Here is a 16,008-nt window from a genome sequence, read left to right as displayed (position 1 = left end):
ACCTTCCCGCGTCGCAGCACCGCGCCATGGCGGCGCGTTAAGGACGCGAACGCGCCGTCTCCATCTCCCCAGATTCCCGCAATGCGCTTGCCCTTTCCGACTCCCGGAGTCGCCCTGACCCCGGGCGCCGTGCTGTGCCTGCTCGTCGCCGCCCCGCTCGTGGCGCAGGAGATCACCCCTCCCCGCGCCAATCGTGCGCTCGTGGCCCCGCGCGTGGGGCGCGCCCACGTCATCACCAAGGCACCGGTGATCGACGGGCGGCTGGACGACGCCGAATGGCGGGACGGCGAGCCGTTCCGGGGGTTCGTGCAACGCGAGCAGAGCGAGGGGGCGCCGGTGTCCGAGCGCACGGAGATTCGCCTCCTCACCGATGGCGAGGCGCTGTACGTGGGCGCCTGGCTCTACGACCGCGAGCCGTCGGGGATCGTCCCCGGCGAGAAGATCCGCGACGTGACGCTGACCAACAGCGACTACATCGCGATCATGCTCGACACGTACCAGGACAAGCAGAACGGCTTCCTCTTCGCCACGACGCCGGCGGGGATCGAGTACGACGGGCAGATCGTGCGCGAGGGTGAGGGGGGCGGGGTGATGCAGACGGGGCAGAACCGGGCCCAGGCCGGCGCGATGGGCGGGTTCAACCTCAACTGGGATGGCAGCTGGCGGGTGGCGACGTCGCGCGACTCGGCGGGGTGGTATGCGGAGTTCCGGATCCCGTTCTCGACGCTGCGCTACGGCGGGGCGTCGGTGCAATCGTGGGGGCTCAACATCGCCCGCATGATCCGCCGCAAGAACGAGGAATCGTTCTGGTCGTTCATCCCCCGGCACTTCAACCTGTACCGGATGTCGATGGCGGGGACGCTGGAGGAGATTGCCGTCCCGGTGCGGAAGGTCGCCACCATCACGCCGTACGTCCTCGGATCGGCGACGCGCGACTTCGTGACGCAGTCGGAGGCGAAGTTTCCGGCCGAGTGGGGGGCCGACATCAAGTACGGCCTCACGCCGAGCCTGACGCTCGACCTCACCTACAACACCGACTTCGCGCAGGTGGAGGTGGACGAGCAGCGGACCAACCTCACGCGCTTCCCGATCTTCTTCCCGGAAAAGCGTCCCTTCTTCCTGGAGAACGCGGGCGTCTTCTCGGCCGGGACGCCGCAGGCGGTCGACCTCTTCTTCAGCCGGCGCATCGGGATCGACAACGGGACGCCGGTGCCCATCATCGGCGGCGGGCGCCTGACGGGGCGCGTGGGGAGTACGACGGTGGGGGCGATGCAGATCTTCACCGACGACGCGCCGGGGGGGACGCAGGCCGGGCAGTCGTACACCGTGCTGCGCGCGGTGCGCGAGGTGTCGCGCCGCTCGCGCGTCGGGGTGATGGGGGTGCAGCGGATGACCACCGACAGCTCCGCCAGCTACAATCGCACCGTGGCGGTGGACGGGCGCCTGGGGCTCGGCGACGCGTGGACCGTGGACTGGTGGGGGGCGGCCACGAAGACGCCCGGGCGCACCGGGAACGACCTGGGTTACAGCGCGCGCGCCGCGTACACCACGCGCGACTGGAACAACAGCCTCCGCTACCTGGAGGTGGGCGGCGACTTCAATCCCGAGGTCGGCTTCATGAGCCGCCCGGCGGGCTATCGCTTCTACGACATCAGCTTCATGCGCTACGTGCGCAAGCCGGAGTGGGCCTGGTTCCGGCAGTGGAACCCGCACACGAGCTATCGCGGCTACTACGGCATGGACGACTTCTACCAGAGCGGGCAGTTCCACATCGACCTGAGCGAGATCGAGTTCTCGTCGGGGGCGCGCTTCGGACCGGAGCTCAACGTCTACCACGAAGGGCTGCAACAGGACTTCGCGATCGCCGACAATGTGATCCTCAAGCCGGGCGGCTACGACTGGGCGTCGGTGGGACTCGACTGGTCCACCGATCCCAGCAAGGACCTCTCGATGGTGTTGCGCGGTGACTTCGGGCCGTTCTACACCGGGACGCGCAACGGCGGGTCGGTGACCGTGACGGCGCGCAAGGGGGCGACGATCTCGTCGTCGCTGCTGCTCGACTACCAGGACGTGACGCTCGACGAGGGGGCGTTCACGCGGTCGCTGGTGGGGCTCAAGGCGGCCTACTTCTTCACGCCGCGCATCTTCATCCAGACGCTGACGCAGTTCAACAACCAGCAGCAGGTCTGGACCGCCAACGCCCGCTTCGGCTGGCTGAACACCGCCGGGACCGGGCTATTCGTCGTGTTCAACGATGGCGAGCAGGCCGACTCGTTCTTCAGCTGGCAGCGGCCGCGCTCCCGATCGCTGGTGGTGAAGTACACCAAGCAGTTCGGGACGGGGGGGTAGGATTGGAGACGGGAGACGGGAGACGGGGGTGGTGGCCAGGGTGCGCGACGCGCGTGTCGGCTGGCAGCCGCCGGGCCGTCAGGGGCAAGACGAACGGCGCCGTGAGGCGCCGTTCGCACGTCCGGTCTCCCGATTTCCTATCCCCCTTGCGTGGCAATGATGGACGCCGCGGCGGGCGTCCCCGGCGCGGCGCGCAGCACCGCCGGTTCGGTCGCGCTCGCGTCCTCGTCGGCGCGCGTCGGGCGCCGCAGGCGCCCGCCGAAGTCGTCGAAGTACGTGTAGATCACCGGGGTCACGTACAGCGTCACCAGCTGCGAAAAGGCGAGCCCGCCCACCACCGCGATCCCCAGCGGGCGGCGCGACTCCGCGCCGGCGCCGTGCCCCAGGGCGATGGGGAGCGTCCCGACCAGCGCTGCCATGGTCGTCATGCTGATGGGGCGGAAGCGCACCATGCACGCCTCGAAGATCGCGTCGAAGGCGCTCTTCCCCCGCGTGTGCTCGGCCTCCTGCGCGAAGTCGATCATCATGATGGCGTTCTTCTTCACGAGGCCCACCAGGAGGATCACGCCGACCCAGGCGTAGATGCTCAGCTCCGTGCGCGTCAGGAGCAAGGCGATGAAGGCGCCGAAGGCGGCGAACGGAATGCCGGAGAGGATCGTGATGGGGTGGATGAACGACTCGTAGAGGATCCCCAGCACGACATAGATGACGAAGATGGCGACGATGAAGAGGAGCCCGAGCCCGCGCTGCGTGTCCTGGAAGGCCTGCGCCGCGCCGGCGAAGCCGGTGCTGATCCCTTCCGGGAGGAGCTCCCGCGCGGCCGCCTCGACCTCGCTGACGGCCTCCCCTAACGACGCCCCCTCGCGGAGGTTGAACGAAAGCGTGACCGACGGGATCTGCCCCGTGTGGTTCACCAGCTGCGGCCCGATGCCCCGCTCGGTGCGCGTCACCGTGGACAGCGGCACGAGGACGCCGCTCTTCGACCGCACGTACAGCAGGTCGAGCGCGCTCAGGTCGGTCTGGAACTCGGGCAACAGCTCGAGGATGACCCAGTACTGGTTGTTCGGGGTGTAGATGGTGGAGACCTGCCGCGAGCCGTACGCGTTGTACAGCGCCTGCTCGATCTGCTCGGCGGTGACGCCGAGGCGCGAGGCCCGGTCGCGATCGATGGCGACGGTCGCCTGCGGGTTGCGGATCTGCAGATCGGTGGAGATGTCGGTGAGGGCGGGGAGGGTGCGCATCTTCGCCTCCATCGCCTGAGCTGCGGGATAGAGCGCATCGAGGTCGGCCCCCTGCAGCGTGTACTGGTACAGCGACTTGGCGGCCCGCCCGCCGAGCTGGATGATGGGCGTGTTCTGCCAGTAGGCCGAGATGCCCGGAATGTCGGCGGTCTCCTTCGAGATCATGCGAACCAGTTCGTCGGCGCTGGGACGCTCGTCCCGCGGCTTGAGGCGGAGGGTGAGCCGCCCCTGGTTCACCAGCCCCGTGGTGTTGCCCGAGCCGGTCCCGAGGTTCGAGAGGACCGCCTCGACGTACGGGTTCTTCCGCACGCGCTCGGCCACCTGCTTCTGGTGCGCGACCATCTCGGCGAACGAGGTCCCCTGCGCGGCCTCGGTGGAGGCACGAATCATCCCGGTGTCCTCGGTGGGGATGAATCCCTTGGGGACGATGCGGAAGAGCGCGACGGTCGCGACCAGGGTGGCGAACGAGAAGGCCATCACGGCGGGGCGATGGTGCATCGCCCAGCGCAGCGTGCGCTCGTAGAAGCCGAGGACCTTCTGGTAGCCGCGCTCGAAGGCATCGAAGAGCCGGTTGTGGATCTCCTGCTCGCCGTGGTGCCCCCCCTTCAGGAAGCGCGCGCACAGCATCGGGGTGAGCGTGAGCGAGACGAAGCCCGAGACGAGGATCGCGGCGGCGATCGTCACGGCGAACTCGTGGAACAGGCGCCCGACGATCCCGCTCATGAAGAGGAGCGGGATGAAGACGGCGGTGAGCGAGATCGTCATCGACAGGATGGTGAAGCCGATCTCCTTTGCGCCGTCGAGCGCGGCTTGCAGCGGCGGCTTCCCCATCTCCATGTGCCGGACGATGTTCTCCAGCATGACGATGGCATCGTCGACCACGAAGCCCACGGCCAGGGTGAGCGCCATGAGCGAGAGGTTGTCGAGACTGTAGTTCAGGCTCCACATCACCGCGAACGTCCCCACCAGCGACATCGGGAGGGCCAGCGACGGGATGACGGTCGCGGGAAGGTTGCGCAGGAAGAGGAAGATCACCATCACGACGAGCGTGAGGGTGAGGACGAGCGTGAACTTCACGTCGGCGACGGAGGCGCGAATCCCCGCCGACCGATCGAAGAACGTCTCGATCTCGACCGATGCCGGGAGCTGGGCGCGAAGTGCCGGGAGGAGCGCGTTGACGCGCTCGGCCACGGCCACCGTGTTGGTTCCCGGCTGCTTCTGCACCGCAAGGGTGATGGAGCGGGTGTCGTTGAACCAGGCGGCGACGCGGTTGTTCTCGACGTCGTCCTTCACGTGCCCCAGGTCGCGCAGGCGCACGGGGTTGCCGCTGCGGTACGCGACGATGAGGTTGGCGAACTGGGCCGCGTTCTCGAGCTGGCCGTCGGCCTTCACCGTCCAGGCGCGATTGGGGCCCCAGAGCACGCCGGTGGGGAGGTTCACGTTCCCCTGTGAGACGGCGCTGGCCACCTCGTCGATCCCGATGCCGCGCGACGCCAGCGCGCGAGGATCGACCTGGATGCGGGCGGCATACTTCTGCGTCCCGTACACCGTCACCTGCGCCACGCCGCTGATGGTCGAGATGCGTTGCCCCAGCAGCGTCTGCCCGTACTCGTCCAGCGTCGACAGCGGCAACGACTTCGAGCGAAGGTTGAGGTACAGGAACGGCTGGTCGGCCGGGTTGGTCTTCTGCAGCGACGGAGGGACGATTCCCGGCGGGAGTTGGCGCAGCGTCTTGGAGATGGCCGCCTGGACGTCCTGGGCGGCGGCGTCGATGTCGCGGTCGAGCGTGAACTGGATGGTGATGCTCGTCCCGCCCAGCGACGACGAGCTCACCATGTTGTCGATCCCGGCGATGGTCGTGAACTGCTTTTCCAGCGGCGTGGCCACGGCGGAGGCCATCGTCTCGGGGCTGGCCCCCGGGAGCGACGCGCTCACGGTGATGGTGGGGTAGTCGACGTTGGGGAGGTCGCTGACCGGCAGCTGCCGGTACGACATCGTCCCGAACACGAGGATCGCGACCATGACCAGCGTGGTCATGACCGGGCGCCGGATGAAGAGCGCCGTGAAGTTCATGACGCCCCGCCCGTTTCGCCCTTGATGTCGACCGTGGCCCCCGGGGCCAGCTTCCCCTGCCCATCGGTCACGACGCGCTCGCCGGCGTCGAGCCCCTGCGCGATGACGGTGAGGTCGCCGATCTGCCGGCCGGGGGTCACCGGCTTCATCACCGCCTTCCGTTCGCCATCCACGACGAACACGAAGGCGCCGTCCTGCCCGACCTGCACCGCCTGGCTCGGGACGAGGACCGCCCCCGCTTCGCGGAACAGCTCCAGCTCGACCTGCACGAACTGCCCCGGCCACAGGCGGCGATCGTCGTTGGCGAGGCGCCCCTTGAGCACGACCGTCCCCGTGGTGGTGTCCACCTCGTTGTCGAGGAAGCTGAGCGATCCCTCCACCGGGGCATCCGGCTTCGCATCGTTTGGGGCATGGCGCACGCGCACCGGGAGCGCGCGCTTGGCGGCGTAGCGTTGCACCAGCGGGAACGCGCGCTCCGGGACCGAGAAGCGGACGAGAATGGGACGGATCTGGTTGATGACCACCAGCGGGGGCGCGGCGCCGGGGCGCACGAGGTTTCCCTCGCGCACCAGGAGGGCGCCGGTCTTGCCCGCGATGGGGGCGCGGACCGTCGCGTTGTCGAGGTTGAACGTCGCGTTGGCCACCGCCGCGCGATCGGCCTCGACGACGGCGGCCAGCGCGGTCGCGTTCGCCGCGGCCTGGTCGGCCTGGGCGCGCGTGACGTAATCCTTCTGCACGAGGGCGGCGAAGCGCGCGGAGTCGCGCCGCGCGTTCTCCGCCTGCGCCACGTCCCGCGCGAGCACCGCCTCCGCCTGCCGCAACGCCGCCTCGTACGGGCGCGGGTCGATGGTGAAGAGCAGCTGCCCGGCCTGCACCTCGTCGCCCTCGCGGAAGTGCACCCGCAGCAGGACGCCGCCCACCTGCGACTGCACCGCTACCGCCTGCATCGGCTCGACCACCCCGTTCGCCGACACGAGGTACGGCGCCTCGCCGCGCGTCGACGCGGCGACGGTCACCGGCACCGGCGGTTTGGGGGGAGCCGCGGGCTTGCTGCATGCTCCCACCGCGCCGAGCAGCAGCGCGTGGGCCATGGCGTGACGCAGGAACGTCGTTTCACGGAGCGCGGGGAACATCATCGCGGCAATCCACCGGTTGAGTCGGGCGAGAAGCGCAGGGAGCTCGCTCCCGCGGGAGTGAGGGCGCCCGCATCGCGCGCCAGCTGCGCGAGGACGGAGAACCAGGTCCAGCGCGCCGTCACTGCCTGCGCGCGCGCGTCGGCGAGCGCCTGCTGCGCGGCGAGGACATCGAGCATGCTCCCGACCCCCTCGGCGTAGCGACCGCGTGCCACCTCTTCGGACTGCGTCGCGCTGGCGAGGAGGCGGGCGGCCGTGGCCACGCGCTGCGACGCGGTGCGCAGCGTGTGGTACGAGGTGTACACCTGCGCCGCCGCCTGCAACCGCGCCTGCTCCGCGCGCGCCAGCGCGGCGGCGGCGTTCTCGCGGGCGACGACGACGTCGTACTGCCGCGCCAGCCCGCTGAAGAGCGGGATGGAGAGGCCAAGGGTGAGGGCGTACGTCTGCCCCTCGAGCGCCGGAGCGTTGGAGAGGCTACGCCCGGCGGAGCTCCCCATCGTGAGGCTGGGAAGCGTCGCGGAACGCGCCACCCGCACCTGCGCCTCGCCCTGGCGTGCCAGGGCCCGCGCGGCGGCGAGGTCGGGGCGTTCGCGCTCGGCGCGGGCGATGAGCGAGTCGACCGACTCGGCCAGCGCGCCTAACGGGACCGGGCTGCTGTCGGCCGCCACCTCGAACGGGCGGTTGGCCTCGAACCCCATCGACGCCGCCAGCGTGGCGCGCGCGCCCTGCAGCGCGCCGTCGGCCCCCTGCAGCGCGAGCTCGGCCTGTGCGAGCGCGGTCCTGGCCTGCAGCACGTCGGCGATGGTGGCGAGCCCCACCTCGTGGCGGCGGTCGGCCGCCGCCAGGTTCTGCCGAGCGGTGGCGACGTTGGCCTGCGCCGCGGCGAGCCCGCCGCGCGCCGCCTGATACGTGAAGTACGCCTGCTGCGTCGCGAGCATGACGTTCTGCACCTGGGCATTGTGCGTGAAGTCGGCCGCGAAGAGCCCTTCACGCGCGGCCGCCGACGTCCCCCCTCGCGCCCCGAAGTCGAACAGGAGGTACTGCAGGGCGACCGACGGCACCCAGGTAGTCCGGTTGGCGGGGAGTCGCGCCGGGTTGGCCGAGATGGCGCGCGATGGTCCTCCGTTCACGTCGGCGGTGACCGTCGGGAACCAGCGCCCCCTGGCCGAACCGTAGGCGGCGGCCGCGGCACGTGCCTGCGCCCAGCTGGTGCGCGTGACCGGCGAGTTCCCGAGGGCAAGGTCCACGACGTCGGCCAGGGTGAGCTCGTGCATGCGGAGGGCCACATCGGACGGGACGCCCCCCGCGCGACTGGCCTGCGCCCGCTCGGCGGCGGTGAGGGGGGAGGCCGCCTCCGCCGGCGGCGACCACGTGCGCCCGGGGGCAGGGCTCGTACTCGGGACGCCGGACACCGAATGCGGAGGAGCCGACGCGCATCCTCCCAGCAACACCATCCCTGCCAGGGCGAGACGGGCGGGCGCCGCACGGCATCTCCCCGGTGCCGGGGCGCCGAGGCGTACGGTGCTGCCCTGCACGGCGCCCGGATGCGCGGCGCGCCTGGTGGAGCCTACAGATCGGAAGGGGTGCTGCATGGAGTACGGTTGGATCGGAAGGCTGCTCCTCCACCAACCGCATGCACGTCCCGGCCTGGAGGGCCCTTCCTGCTACGCGGTCTGCAAAGTGAGCGTTGCGACTCGGCATCATGCCCGCACGCGCAGGCGGACACAACGGATCCGATGAAAAGCCGCGGCAAAGATGAAAAGTGCGGGAGGCGCCGCCGGCGCCCCCCGCCCTCCCATCTCCCGTCTCCCACGTTCCGTCCCTACTCCGACACCGGCTTTTGCTCCTTCAGCGGCTTCTTCTCTCCCTCCTTCACGTACACGTCGAGCCAGGCCGTCCAGCGCGCCCACTGGTCGAGGAGCGTCTCCCTGGTGGCCGGGCCGTGGTCCTCGTATGGGTACATGTACAGCGACGCCGTCTTCCCCAGCCCTTCGAGGGCGTGGAGCATCCGCTCCGACGAGATCGGCGCCGTCCCCACGTTCTGGTCCTCGATGCTGTGGTACATCAGGAGGGCGCCGGTGAGCTGGTCGGCCTTGAAGAAGGGCGACATCTCGAGGTAGGTCTGCTGCCCCTCCCAGAAGTCGCGCCGCTCGCTCTGGAAGCCACTCGGCGTCAGCGTGCGGTTGTACATCCCGTCGCCGGCAATCCCCGCCTTGAAGTACGGCGTGTGCACCAGCGCGTTGACCGTGGTGAAGGCGCCGTAGCTGTGGCCGCCGATGGCGAGCTTGGTACGGTCGATCCACCCCTGCCGGTCGAGTTCGTCGATGACGGCGGCGAGGTTCTTCTGCAGGTCGGTGACGTAGTTGTCGTTCATCCGCCCCTGGCTCCCGATCACCGGCGGGGAGAAGTTGGCCACCAGGTACCCCTGGGTGACGAGGTATTCGATGGTCCGCGGCCCCGCCTGCGGGAAGCGATTGATGTTCTCGGTGCGTAGGGTCCGGTCGTAGCCCGACTGGTCGGTGAACTCGTACGGGTACAGCCAGAGCATCGCCGGGAGCCGGGTGCCGGCACGGTAATCCTGCGGCAGCGTCACGTTCACCATGAAGGTGATCCCGTCGGCGCGGGTGACCTGCACGCGCTTGCGGATCGCGTTGGTGAACTCCGGGGTGAGGTCGGTATTGCGGGTCAGCGGGGTCAGCGTGCCGCGGGCGATGTCGCGCACGTAGGTGTTGGGGACCATCGTCGGCGACTCGCGGGTGATGACCGCCCTGGTGAAGTCGTCGTCGAGCGACGCGGTGACCGACTCGTACACGTCGGCCGCCCCCTCGAACAGGCGGGTCTTGTTCCCGGTCCTGATCTCGACCTTGTCGACGAAGCCACGCGGGGCCTGCGACTGCCAGTCCTTGAAGTGGCGGGTTCCCTCGAAGAAGGCGTATGCGCCGTCGCTCGAGATCATCGCCACGTCGCCGCCCAGCTTGCCGCGACGCACCATGAGGTCGCCGGGATTCTGGTAGAAGGTGAGGGAGTCGGCGCCCGTCCCCCCGCGCCCGCCGCCGAAGAAGCCACCGCGGCGCCCCACGCTCGCGGTGAGCCCGCGCAGGCGCCAGAGCGTGTAGCGCTTCCCGGGCTCGTCGAAGTACGTGGCGTACACGTGGCCGAAGCCGTTGGCGTTCTCGGCGATGAAGGCCAGCTTCGCGTCCTCGGCGAAGAGGACGCCGGCCATGCGCGTGTCGCTCTCGTGGAGGAGCTTCTCGCTCCCCGCGGTGAACGGCGGGGCCCAGGCGAAGAGCCGGTCCTTGCGCCGCGCGTTCGCCTGCGGGCCTCCTCGGGGGGCGTCGGCCGTGTCGGCGCCGTTGGTGCGCGCCGGTGCCGGGTCCTGCTTGAGGAAGTAGAGGCCGCCGCCGTTAGGCAGCCACCCGAAGTTCCGCCGCGCCGTGTCCGACGCCTCGGAAGCGGTCGGCCCGTCGGCGACCGGCGTGTCGCCCTCGCGCAGCGCGCGCGTGACGAGCGTGGCCACCACCGCCCCCGAGGCATCCCACAGCTCCTCGCGCTGGGCGAAGTTGTTGTACTGCACGATGTACGAGAACGGCTTCTCCAGCTTCGTGACGCGGAAGTACTTCCCGTCGCCCGACGGATCGACGGCGGCGATCATCGCCGGCGCGCCGAGCCGGTTCACCGCTCCCGACTTGACGTCGATCGTGGCCAGCTGCCCGGTGACGTAGTACTCCATCTGGTCCTTCTCGAACTGGTCGCGCAGGAGCGAGGCATAGGTGCGCGTCTTGTTCTTCTGCGCGTCCGTCAGGCGCACGAGGGGGCCGGTCTCGATGGGCGGGCGCTTCGGCTCCGCCTTGCGCCCGTCGGGGATGAGGACCGCGGCCACCCTGGCCCCGTTGGCGGTCCAGTCCACGGTGGTCACCAGCGTCGCGAGCAGCGGGGCCGCCGTCAGCTGCCGCGCCTTTCCCGTGGCGACGTCGGCCACGTACAGCCGCGTGGCATCGGGGAAGAGGGCCAGGAAGGCGATGCGCGACCCGTCGGGCGACCACGCGGGCGAGGCGATCGTCGCGCCGCGCGGCGCCTCGATGGTCGTCGTCTTCCCGCTCGCCGCCTCGACCACGGCGATGGCCGCCGCCCCCCGGTTGGTGAGGGCGCGCGCGCGGTTCGCCTGGTAATCCACCTGCAACCCGGCGAAGTAGTAATGCGGCTTCCCGAACAGCTGCACCGAGGGGAGCCCATCGGACACCAGGCGCATGAAGTGCGTCCGGTCGGGGCTCAGGTCGGTCAGCGGCGTCTGGTTCTGCCGCGGAGCGGTGACGAGCTTCGCGATCGACGGCGGCGGGGTGACGTACGTCTCCTTGGCCAGCACCTCGCGGGGGTGCCAGGACTGGTCCCCTCCCTGCTGCGCAGCGACGGCGAGGGGCGCCGCCAGGGTGAGGAGTGCGGCGGCGGCGCGCCGACGGAGGAAACGAACGGGCGAGTGGGGCATGGTGGCTCCGGTCTGGCAGTGACGGGCGAGAGGACACGCCTCGGGGGGGCGCACCCGGCAGATTATACGCGCCGGCGGGGGAAAGCGCGGCGGGAGGACGGCGAAGTGCACTGCGTCGCAGGCGAAGGGTCATGCGAAGGGTGGCGCGAGGGGCGGAGCGAGGGGCGAAGCGAGGGGTGGCGCGACGCGTGGCACACGGGATGGCGCGAGAGATGGGGCCGGGGATGGCGCAAGGGGGGTGGAGCGAGGTGCGAAGGTGCGCCAGGCGCGATGGTCCGGGGCGATGACCGACTAACTTTGGTGGATGTCCTCTGTCGCTCCCGCCGACCTCGCCGCGCAGGTCGCCCGCCGGCGAACCTTCGCCATCATCAGCCACCCCGACGCCGGAAAGACGACGCTCACCGAGAAGCTCCTGCTCTACGGTGGGGCGATCCACCTGGCCGGCTCGGTCAAGTCGCGCCGCGCCGAGCGTCACGCTACCTCGGACTGGATGAAGCTGGAGCAGGAGCGCGGGATCTCCGTCACCTCGAGCGTGATGCAGTTCGAGTACGAGGGGTTCGCGGTCAACCTGCTCGACACGCCGGGGCACGAGGACTTCTCGGAGGACACCTTCCGTACGCTCGTCGCCGCCGACAGCGCCGTCATGCTCCTCGACAACCGCAAGGGGGTGGAAGAGCGGACGCGCCAGCTGTTCGAGGTCTGCAAGAAGCGCCGGACCCCGATCTTCACCTTCGTGAACAAGTGCGACCGGGTGGGCGAGGATTCGCTCAAGCTGGTGAGCGACGTCGAGAGTGACCTCGGGATCCGGTGCCACCCCGTCACCTGGCCGATCTTCGACGGGAACGCCTTCGTCGGGGTGTACGATCGGCGTCGCGACCGGATCCACCTGTTCGGCAAGGACGAGCACCACGGGGCGACGCGTGCCGTCGAACGCGTCCTCTCGCTCCATGGCGAGTCGACGCGCGAGGCGTTGGGCGATACCCCTTACGCGCAACTCCTGCACGACATCGAGTTGCTGGACGCCGCCGGCCACCCGTTCGACCGTGACGCCATTCTGCAGGGCGAGCTCTCCCCCGTCTTCTTCGGGAGCGCGCTGACCAACTTCGGCGTGGAGCCGTTCCTGCGGGAGTTCTTGGAGCTCTCCCCTCCTCCGCTCCCTCGCGAGAGCAGCGAGGGCCCGATCGAGCCCACCGACCGGCGCTTCACCGGTTTTGTCTTCAAGATCCAGGCGAACATGGACCCGCGGCACCGCGACCGCGTGGCCTTCGTGCGCGTCTGCTCCGGACACTTCGCGGCCGGGATGGAGGTGGGGCTCGTGCGCACCGGGAAGCGCTTGCGGCTGTCGGCCCCGCAGCAGTTCATGGCGCGCGAGCGCACGGCGGTGGAAGAAGCGTGGCCCGGCGACGTGATCGGCGTGATCGACCGCGGGAACCTGCGCATCGGCGACACGCTGGCCGAGGAAGGGACGCTCGAGTTCAAGGGCATCCCGCGCTTCCCCCCCGAGCACTTCGCCCGCGTGATCCTCATCGACCCCATGAAGCGCAAGCAGCTCGACGCCGGGCTGCGGCAGCTCACGGAGGAAGGGGCGGCGCAAGTCTTCTTCACCTCCCCCACCGAGGTGTCCGGCCCCACGCCGCTGATCGGAGCAGTGGGGATGCTGCAGTTCGACGTCATGCTCCACCGGCTCGAACACGAGTACGGCGTGCGCTGCCGGCTGGAGAAGATCGCCGGACGATATCCGCGCTGGGTGACGGGTCCCAAGGAGGCGATCCAGCGCGTGGGGAGCGAGCGCGGCCGCACGATCCTCTACGACGCCGCCGGCAATCCGCTCGTCCTGTTCGAGGACTCCTGGGGGATGCGATGGGCGCTGGAGCGGGAGTCGTCGGTGACGTTTTTCGAGACACCGAGGTAGGAGAAGACGAGAAGACGAGAAGACGAGAAGACGAGAGTGGGAAGTCTCACCCTCGCGTAGCGCTTTGGACGACTGCGCCGCGGCGTGCAGCGGTCCAGTTTGTATAGGCGACAGTGCCGTTGGCGCACCACCGCTCACCTGTGGGGGGCGGCGCGGCGGCGAGAGAGTGAACCCCTTCCACCATGAGGAGCGCATGAAGACCATCCTCGTCCCGATCGACGGCTCCAGCCTGTCCGAGACCGCGCTCCCCATCGCCTTCGCCATCGCCCGACGGCGTGGTGCGGCAGGGGTCGAGACTGTCACCGTCAGCGCGCCGGCGCTGGATCCGCTCCGGATCGGTAGTGCCCCGGTGCGCGACACGCGCCTGGACCACGACCGGCTGGCCTGGGACAAGGCGCTGGTCGAGTCACTGGGCGAACGCCTGGCGGCGATGTCGGGTGGCATGCCGACCAGGGCCACGTTGCTCGAAGGCGACGCGGCCGAGCGCATCGCGGCACAGCTCAAGGGGGGCGACTACGAACTGGTGGTCATGACGACGCACGGCCGTTCGGGGGCGAGCCGCATGTGGCTCGGGAGCGTCGCCGATCGGCTGGTCCGCATGTCGCCCGTCCCGGTCCTCCTCCTCCGCGACCTGTCGAGCGCGACCCCGCTCGAGGAGGAGGCGTTATTCGGCGACGTCCTCATCCCGATCGCCTCGTACGAGGAGTTCGACGAGAGCGAGGTGATCCTCTCGGACGCGCTGGCACTCGCCGGTGACCAGGCCACGTACCACCTGCTCACCGTCGTCTCGCAGGCGCATCTGCTCCCTCCCCCCTCGGCGCTCGACGTCGCGACGGCGTCGGCGGCCGCGCGGGCGTACGCGCCATCGCCCGACCTGCTCGACGCCACGCGCGACGCGGCGACGCGGAGCTTGCACGAAGTGGCGAGGCGCCTGCGCGAGCGCGGCGTGCGCGTCACGACCCACGTGGTGGTGCACGACAGCCCCGCCGGGGGGATCCTGGAGTACGCGCATGCCATCGACGCACGGCTCATCGCGATGGCATCGCACGGGCGTGGCCCCGCGCGCCGGGCGCTCCTGGGGAGCGTGACCGACAAGGTCGTGCGGGGAGCCGCCGTCCCCGTGCTCGTGTACGTGCCGTAGGCCACATTGGAGCCAGCGCTCGTGACCCGCGCCCTGCGCGACATCTAATCGAGGAATGCCGACATGATCGTTTGCGGAACCGACCTTTCGTCCCATGCAGTGGCGGCGGCGACCGTCGCCGCCCAGCTGGCCATGCGCAACGGGACTTCCCTGGAGCTCATCTGCGCCAGCGGGCGGCGCGCACCGGCACTGGGCGAGTCCGAGTTTCCGCCGCAGCCCATCCCCGTGGGTGAGCTGACGGCGAGCTCGCTCCAGGCGGAAGTCGACCGGCTGCGTGCGCTCGGCGTCTCGGTCACGGGGCACCTCGACCCGTCCGTCCCCGATTTCGCGATCGCGCGCCGGGCCGAGGGCGACGATGTCGAGCTCGTGGTGCTGGGCGCCGTGGGGCGCTCCCGGCTCGAGCGGCTGATCCTGGGGAGCGTATCGGAGCGGGTGGCGATGCAGTCCACCAAGCCCGTGCTCGTGGTTCGCGACGAGGCGCCCTGGCGCGCCTGGGCGGCGGACGAGCGCCCGCTGCGCGTCCTGGTCGCCTTCGATGTCGGCCCCTCGGCGGCGGCGGCGCTCACCTGGGCCAGCGACTTCGCCCGCGCCGGGAACATGCAGCTGACGGTGTGCTGGGTCGTCCACCCCGGGCTCGAGAACCGGCGCTTCGGCGCCGAGGGCGAGGGGGGAGGGGTCGAGCTGCTCCCGAAGACGCGGGCGGGGCTCTGGTACGAGCTCCAGCGGCTGGCCGGGGTGCACGGCGCGCTGCCGACGATGGAGTTGCACCTGGAGCCCAACATCGGGCGCGTCGACGCCGCGCTGGTGCAGCTGGCGCGCACGCAGGGGCACGACCTCATCGTCGTCGGGTCCAACCAGCGCCGCGGCTTCGACCGCCTGTGGAAGGGGTCGGTGTCGCGCGGCGTGCTGCACGACGCGCCGATGAGCGTAGTGGTGGTGCCGGCGCGCGCACCGCTCGATACCGCCGCCTGAATCGCTCGCCCCGACTGGCGCACGCGGGGCCAAGGGGTTGCGACGGTGAGGTGCAGTGTATATATCTCTGCGCAGAGCTATCGGCCGCTTGCGATCCAGACCCGCCGACACCACCATGCCCGACGCTATCGATCGCGCCCTCGACCTGAAACTGTGGACCGTGCTGGTGCGCGCGCACGCGGCGGTGGAGGCGCACGCGTACGCCGACCTCGCTCGGCGGCAGTTCACGCCGGGCGAGTTCGGCGTACTCGAGGCGCTGTACCACAAGGGACCGATGCTCATCGGTGAGGTACAGCGACGGGTGCTCAAGTCCAGCGGAGGCCTCTCCTTCGTCCTCGACAAGCTGGAAGGGCGCGCGCTCATCGAGCGGCGTCCGGTACCGGATGATGCACGTGCCCGCCTGGTCCTCCTCACCAGGGCCGGGCGTCAGCTCATCGCCGCGGCCTTTCCCGCGCACGCGGCCGTGATCTCGCGTGCACTCAGCGGACTCTCACTCGAGCAGAAGGAGGAGGCGGTCCGCCTGCTTCGCACGCTGGGGCACGCAGCCGCGGCGCTTGCCATCGAGCCGCCCGCGCGCGCCTCGTAGGCCGTTTTTTTTCCCGATTTATCTTTGCACAGAGATTATTCCCATGTCACCTGCCCAGTCACCACGCCTCACCCTCCCTGTCGGCAGCGCGAGCCAATATGCCGCCGCCGGCACGTCT

9 protein-coding genes are annotated in these 16,008 nt (G+C 70.1%); 5 read left to right on the top strand and 4 right to left on the bottom strand.

Annotated features, from left to right (window positions below; all coding sequences use genetic code 11):
• Positions 1-81 precede the first annotated feature (81 nt).
• The gene (locus tag ABS52_07320) at positions 82-2,349 is read left to right on the top strand and encodes a hypothetical protein (GenBank protein ID ODT03891.1); all 2,268 of its coding nucleotides are present in this window, start codon (positions 82-84) and stop codon (positions 2,347-2,349) included.
• 137 nt (positions 2,350-2,486) lie between these two features.
• Here ABS52_07320 and ABS52_07315 read toward each other — a convergent pair whose 3' ends face one another.
• The 4 genes from ABS52_07315 to ABS52_07300 form a co-directional block, all read right to left on the bottom strand.
• The gene (locus ABS52_07315; protein ODT03890.1) at positions 2,487-5,663 is read right to left on the bottom strand and encodes an acriflavine resistance protein B; all 3,177 of its coding nucleotides are present in this window, start codon (positions 5,661-5,663) and stop codon (positions 2,487-2,489) included.
• Positions 5,660-6,796: a hypothetical protein gene (locus ABS52_07310; protein ODT03889.1), complete on the bottom strand. Its 1,137-nt coding sequence runs from the start codon at positions 6,794-6,796 to the stop codon at positions 5,660-5,662. Before ABS52_07310 ends, ABS52_07315 begins: the two co-directional genes overlap by 4 nt.
• Positions 6,796-8,250 (bottom strand): hypothetical protein, encoded by a 1,455-nt coding sequence (locus ABS52_07305; protein ODT03888.1) that lies wholly within the window; start codon positions 8,248-8,250, stop codon positions 6,796-6,798. Before ABS52_07305 ends, ABS52_07310 begins: the two co-directional genes overlap by 1 nt.
• Positions 8,251-8,618: 368 nt before the next feature.
• Entirely contained in the window at positions 8,619-11,279 is a 2,661-nt protein-coding gene (locus ABS52_07300; GenBank protein ODT03887.1) for a hypothetical protein, read from the bottom strand.
• Positions 11,280-11,583: 304 nt separating this feature from the next.
• Here ABS52_07300 and ABS52_07295 point away from each other — a divergent pair, with 304 nt between their 5' ends.
• From ABS52_07295 to ABS52_07280, 4 genes are all read left to right on the top strand, one after another.
• Positions 11,584-13,191: a peptide chain release factor 3 gene (locus ABS52_07295; GenBank protein ID ODT03886.1), complete on the top strand. Its 1,608-nt coding sequence runs from the start codon at positions 11,584-11,586 to the stop codon at positions 13,189-13,191.
• Between the two features lie 193 nt (positions 13,192-13,384).
• Positions 13,385-14,332, top strand: a complete 948-nt coding sequence (locus ABS52_07290) for a hypothetical protein (protein ODT03885.1) — start codon at positions 13,385-13,387, stop codon at positions 14,330-14,332.
• A 99-nt stretch (positions 14,333-14,431) separates the two neighbouring features.
• On the top strand, positions 14,432-15,304 hold the full coding sequence (locus ABS52_07285) for a hypothetical protein (protein ID ODT03884.1): 873 nt from the start codon (positions 14,432-14,434) through the stop codon (positions 15,302-15,304).
• A 115-nt stretch (positions 15,305-15,419) separates the two neighbouring features.
• The gene (locus ABS52_07280; protein ID ODT03883.1) at positions 15,420-15,890 is read left to right on the top strand and encodes a hypothetical protein; all 471 of its coding nucleotides are present in this window, start codon (positions 15,420-15,422) and stop codon (positions 15,888-15,890) included.
• The last annotated feature ends 118 nt before the right edge of the window (positions 15,891-16,008 follow it).

Source organism: Gemmatimonadetes bacterium SCN 70-22 (assembly GCA_001724275.1).
In the GTDB taxonomy this organism is placed as follows: Bacteria; Gemmatimonadota; Gemmatimonadetes; order Gemmatimonadales; family Gemmatimonadaceae; genus SCN-70-22.
The sequence above is the reverse complement of the archived record's forward strand: the minus strand, read 5'-3'. Positions and strand labels throughout refer to the sequence as shown.

What these genes read in the sequence shown, in the direction of transcription:
- ABS52_07290 (ODT03885.1), top strand. Translation starts at nt 13,385, where the DNA reads ATGAAGACCATCCTCGTCCCGATCGACGGCTCCAGCCTGTCCGAGACC.
- ABS52_07315 (ODT03890.1), bottom strand. Translation starts at nt 5,663, where the DNA reads ATGAACTTCACGGCGCTCTTCATCCGGCGCCCGGTCATGACCACGCTG.
- ABS52_07320 (ODT03891.1), top strand. Translation starts at nt 82, where the DNA reads ATGCGCTTGCCCTTTCCGACTCCCGGAGTCGCCCTGACCCCGGGCGCC.
- ABS52_07280 (ODT03883.1), top strand. Translation starts at nt 15,420, where the DNA reads ATGCCCGACGCTATCGATCGCGCCCTCGACCTGAAACTGTGGACCGTG.
- ABS52_07300 (ODT03887.1), bottom strand. Translation starts at nt 11,279, where the DNA reads ATGCCCCACTCGCCCGTTCGTTTCCTCCGTCGGCGCGCCGCCGCCGCA.
- ABS52_07295 (ODT03886.1), top strand. Translation starts at nt 11,584, where the DNA reads ATGTCCTCTGTCGCTCCCGCCGACCTCGCCGCGCAGGTCGCCCGCCGG.
- ABS52_07310 (ODT03889.1), bottom strand. Translation starts at nt 6,796, where the DNA reads ATGTTCCCCGCGCTCCGTGAAACGACGTTCCTGCGTCACGCCATGGCC.
- ABS52_07305 (ODT03888.1), bottom strand. Translation starts at nt 8,250, where the DNA reads ATGGTGTTGCTGGGAGGATGCGCGTCGGCTCCTCCGCATTCGGTGTCC.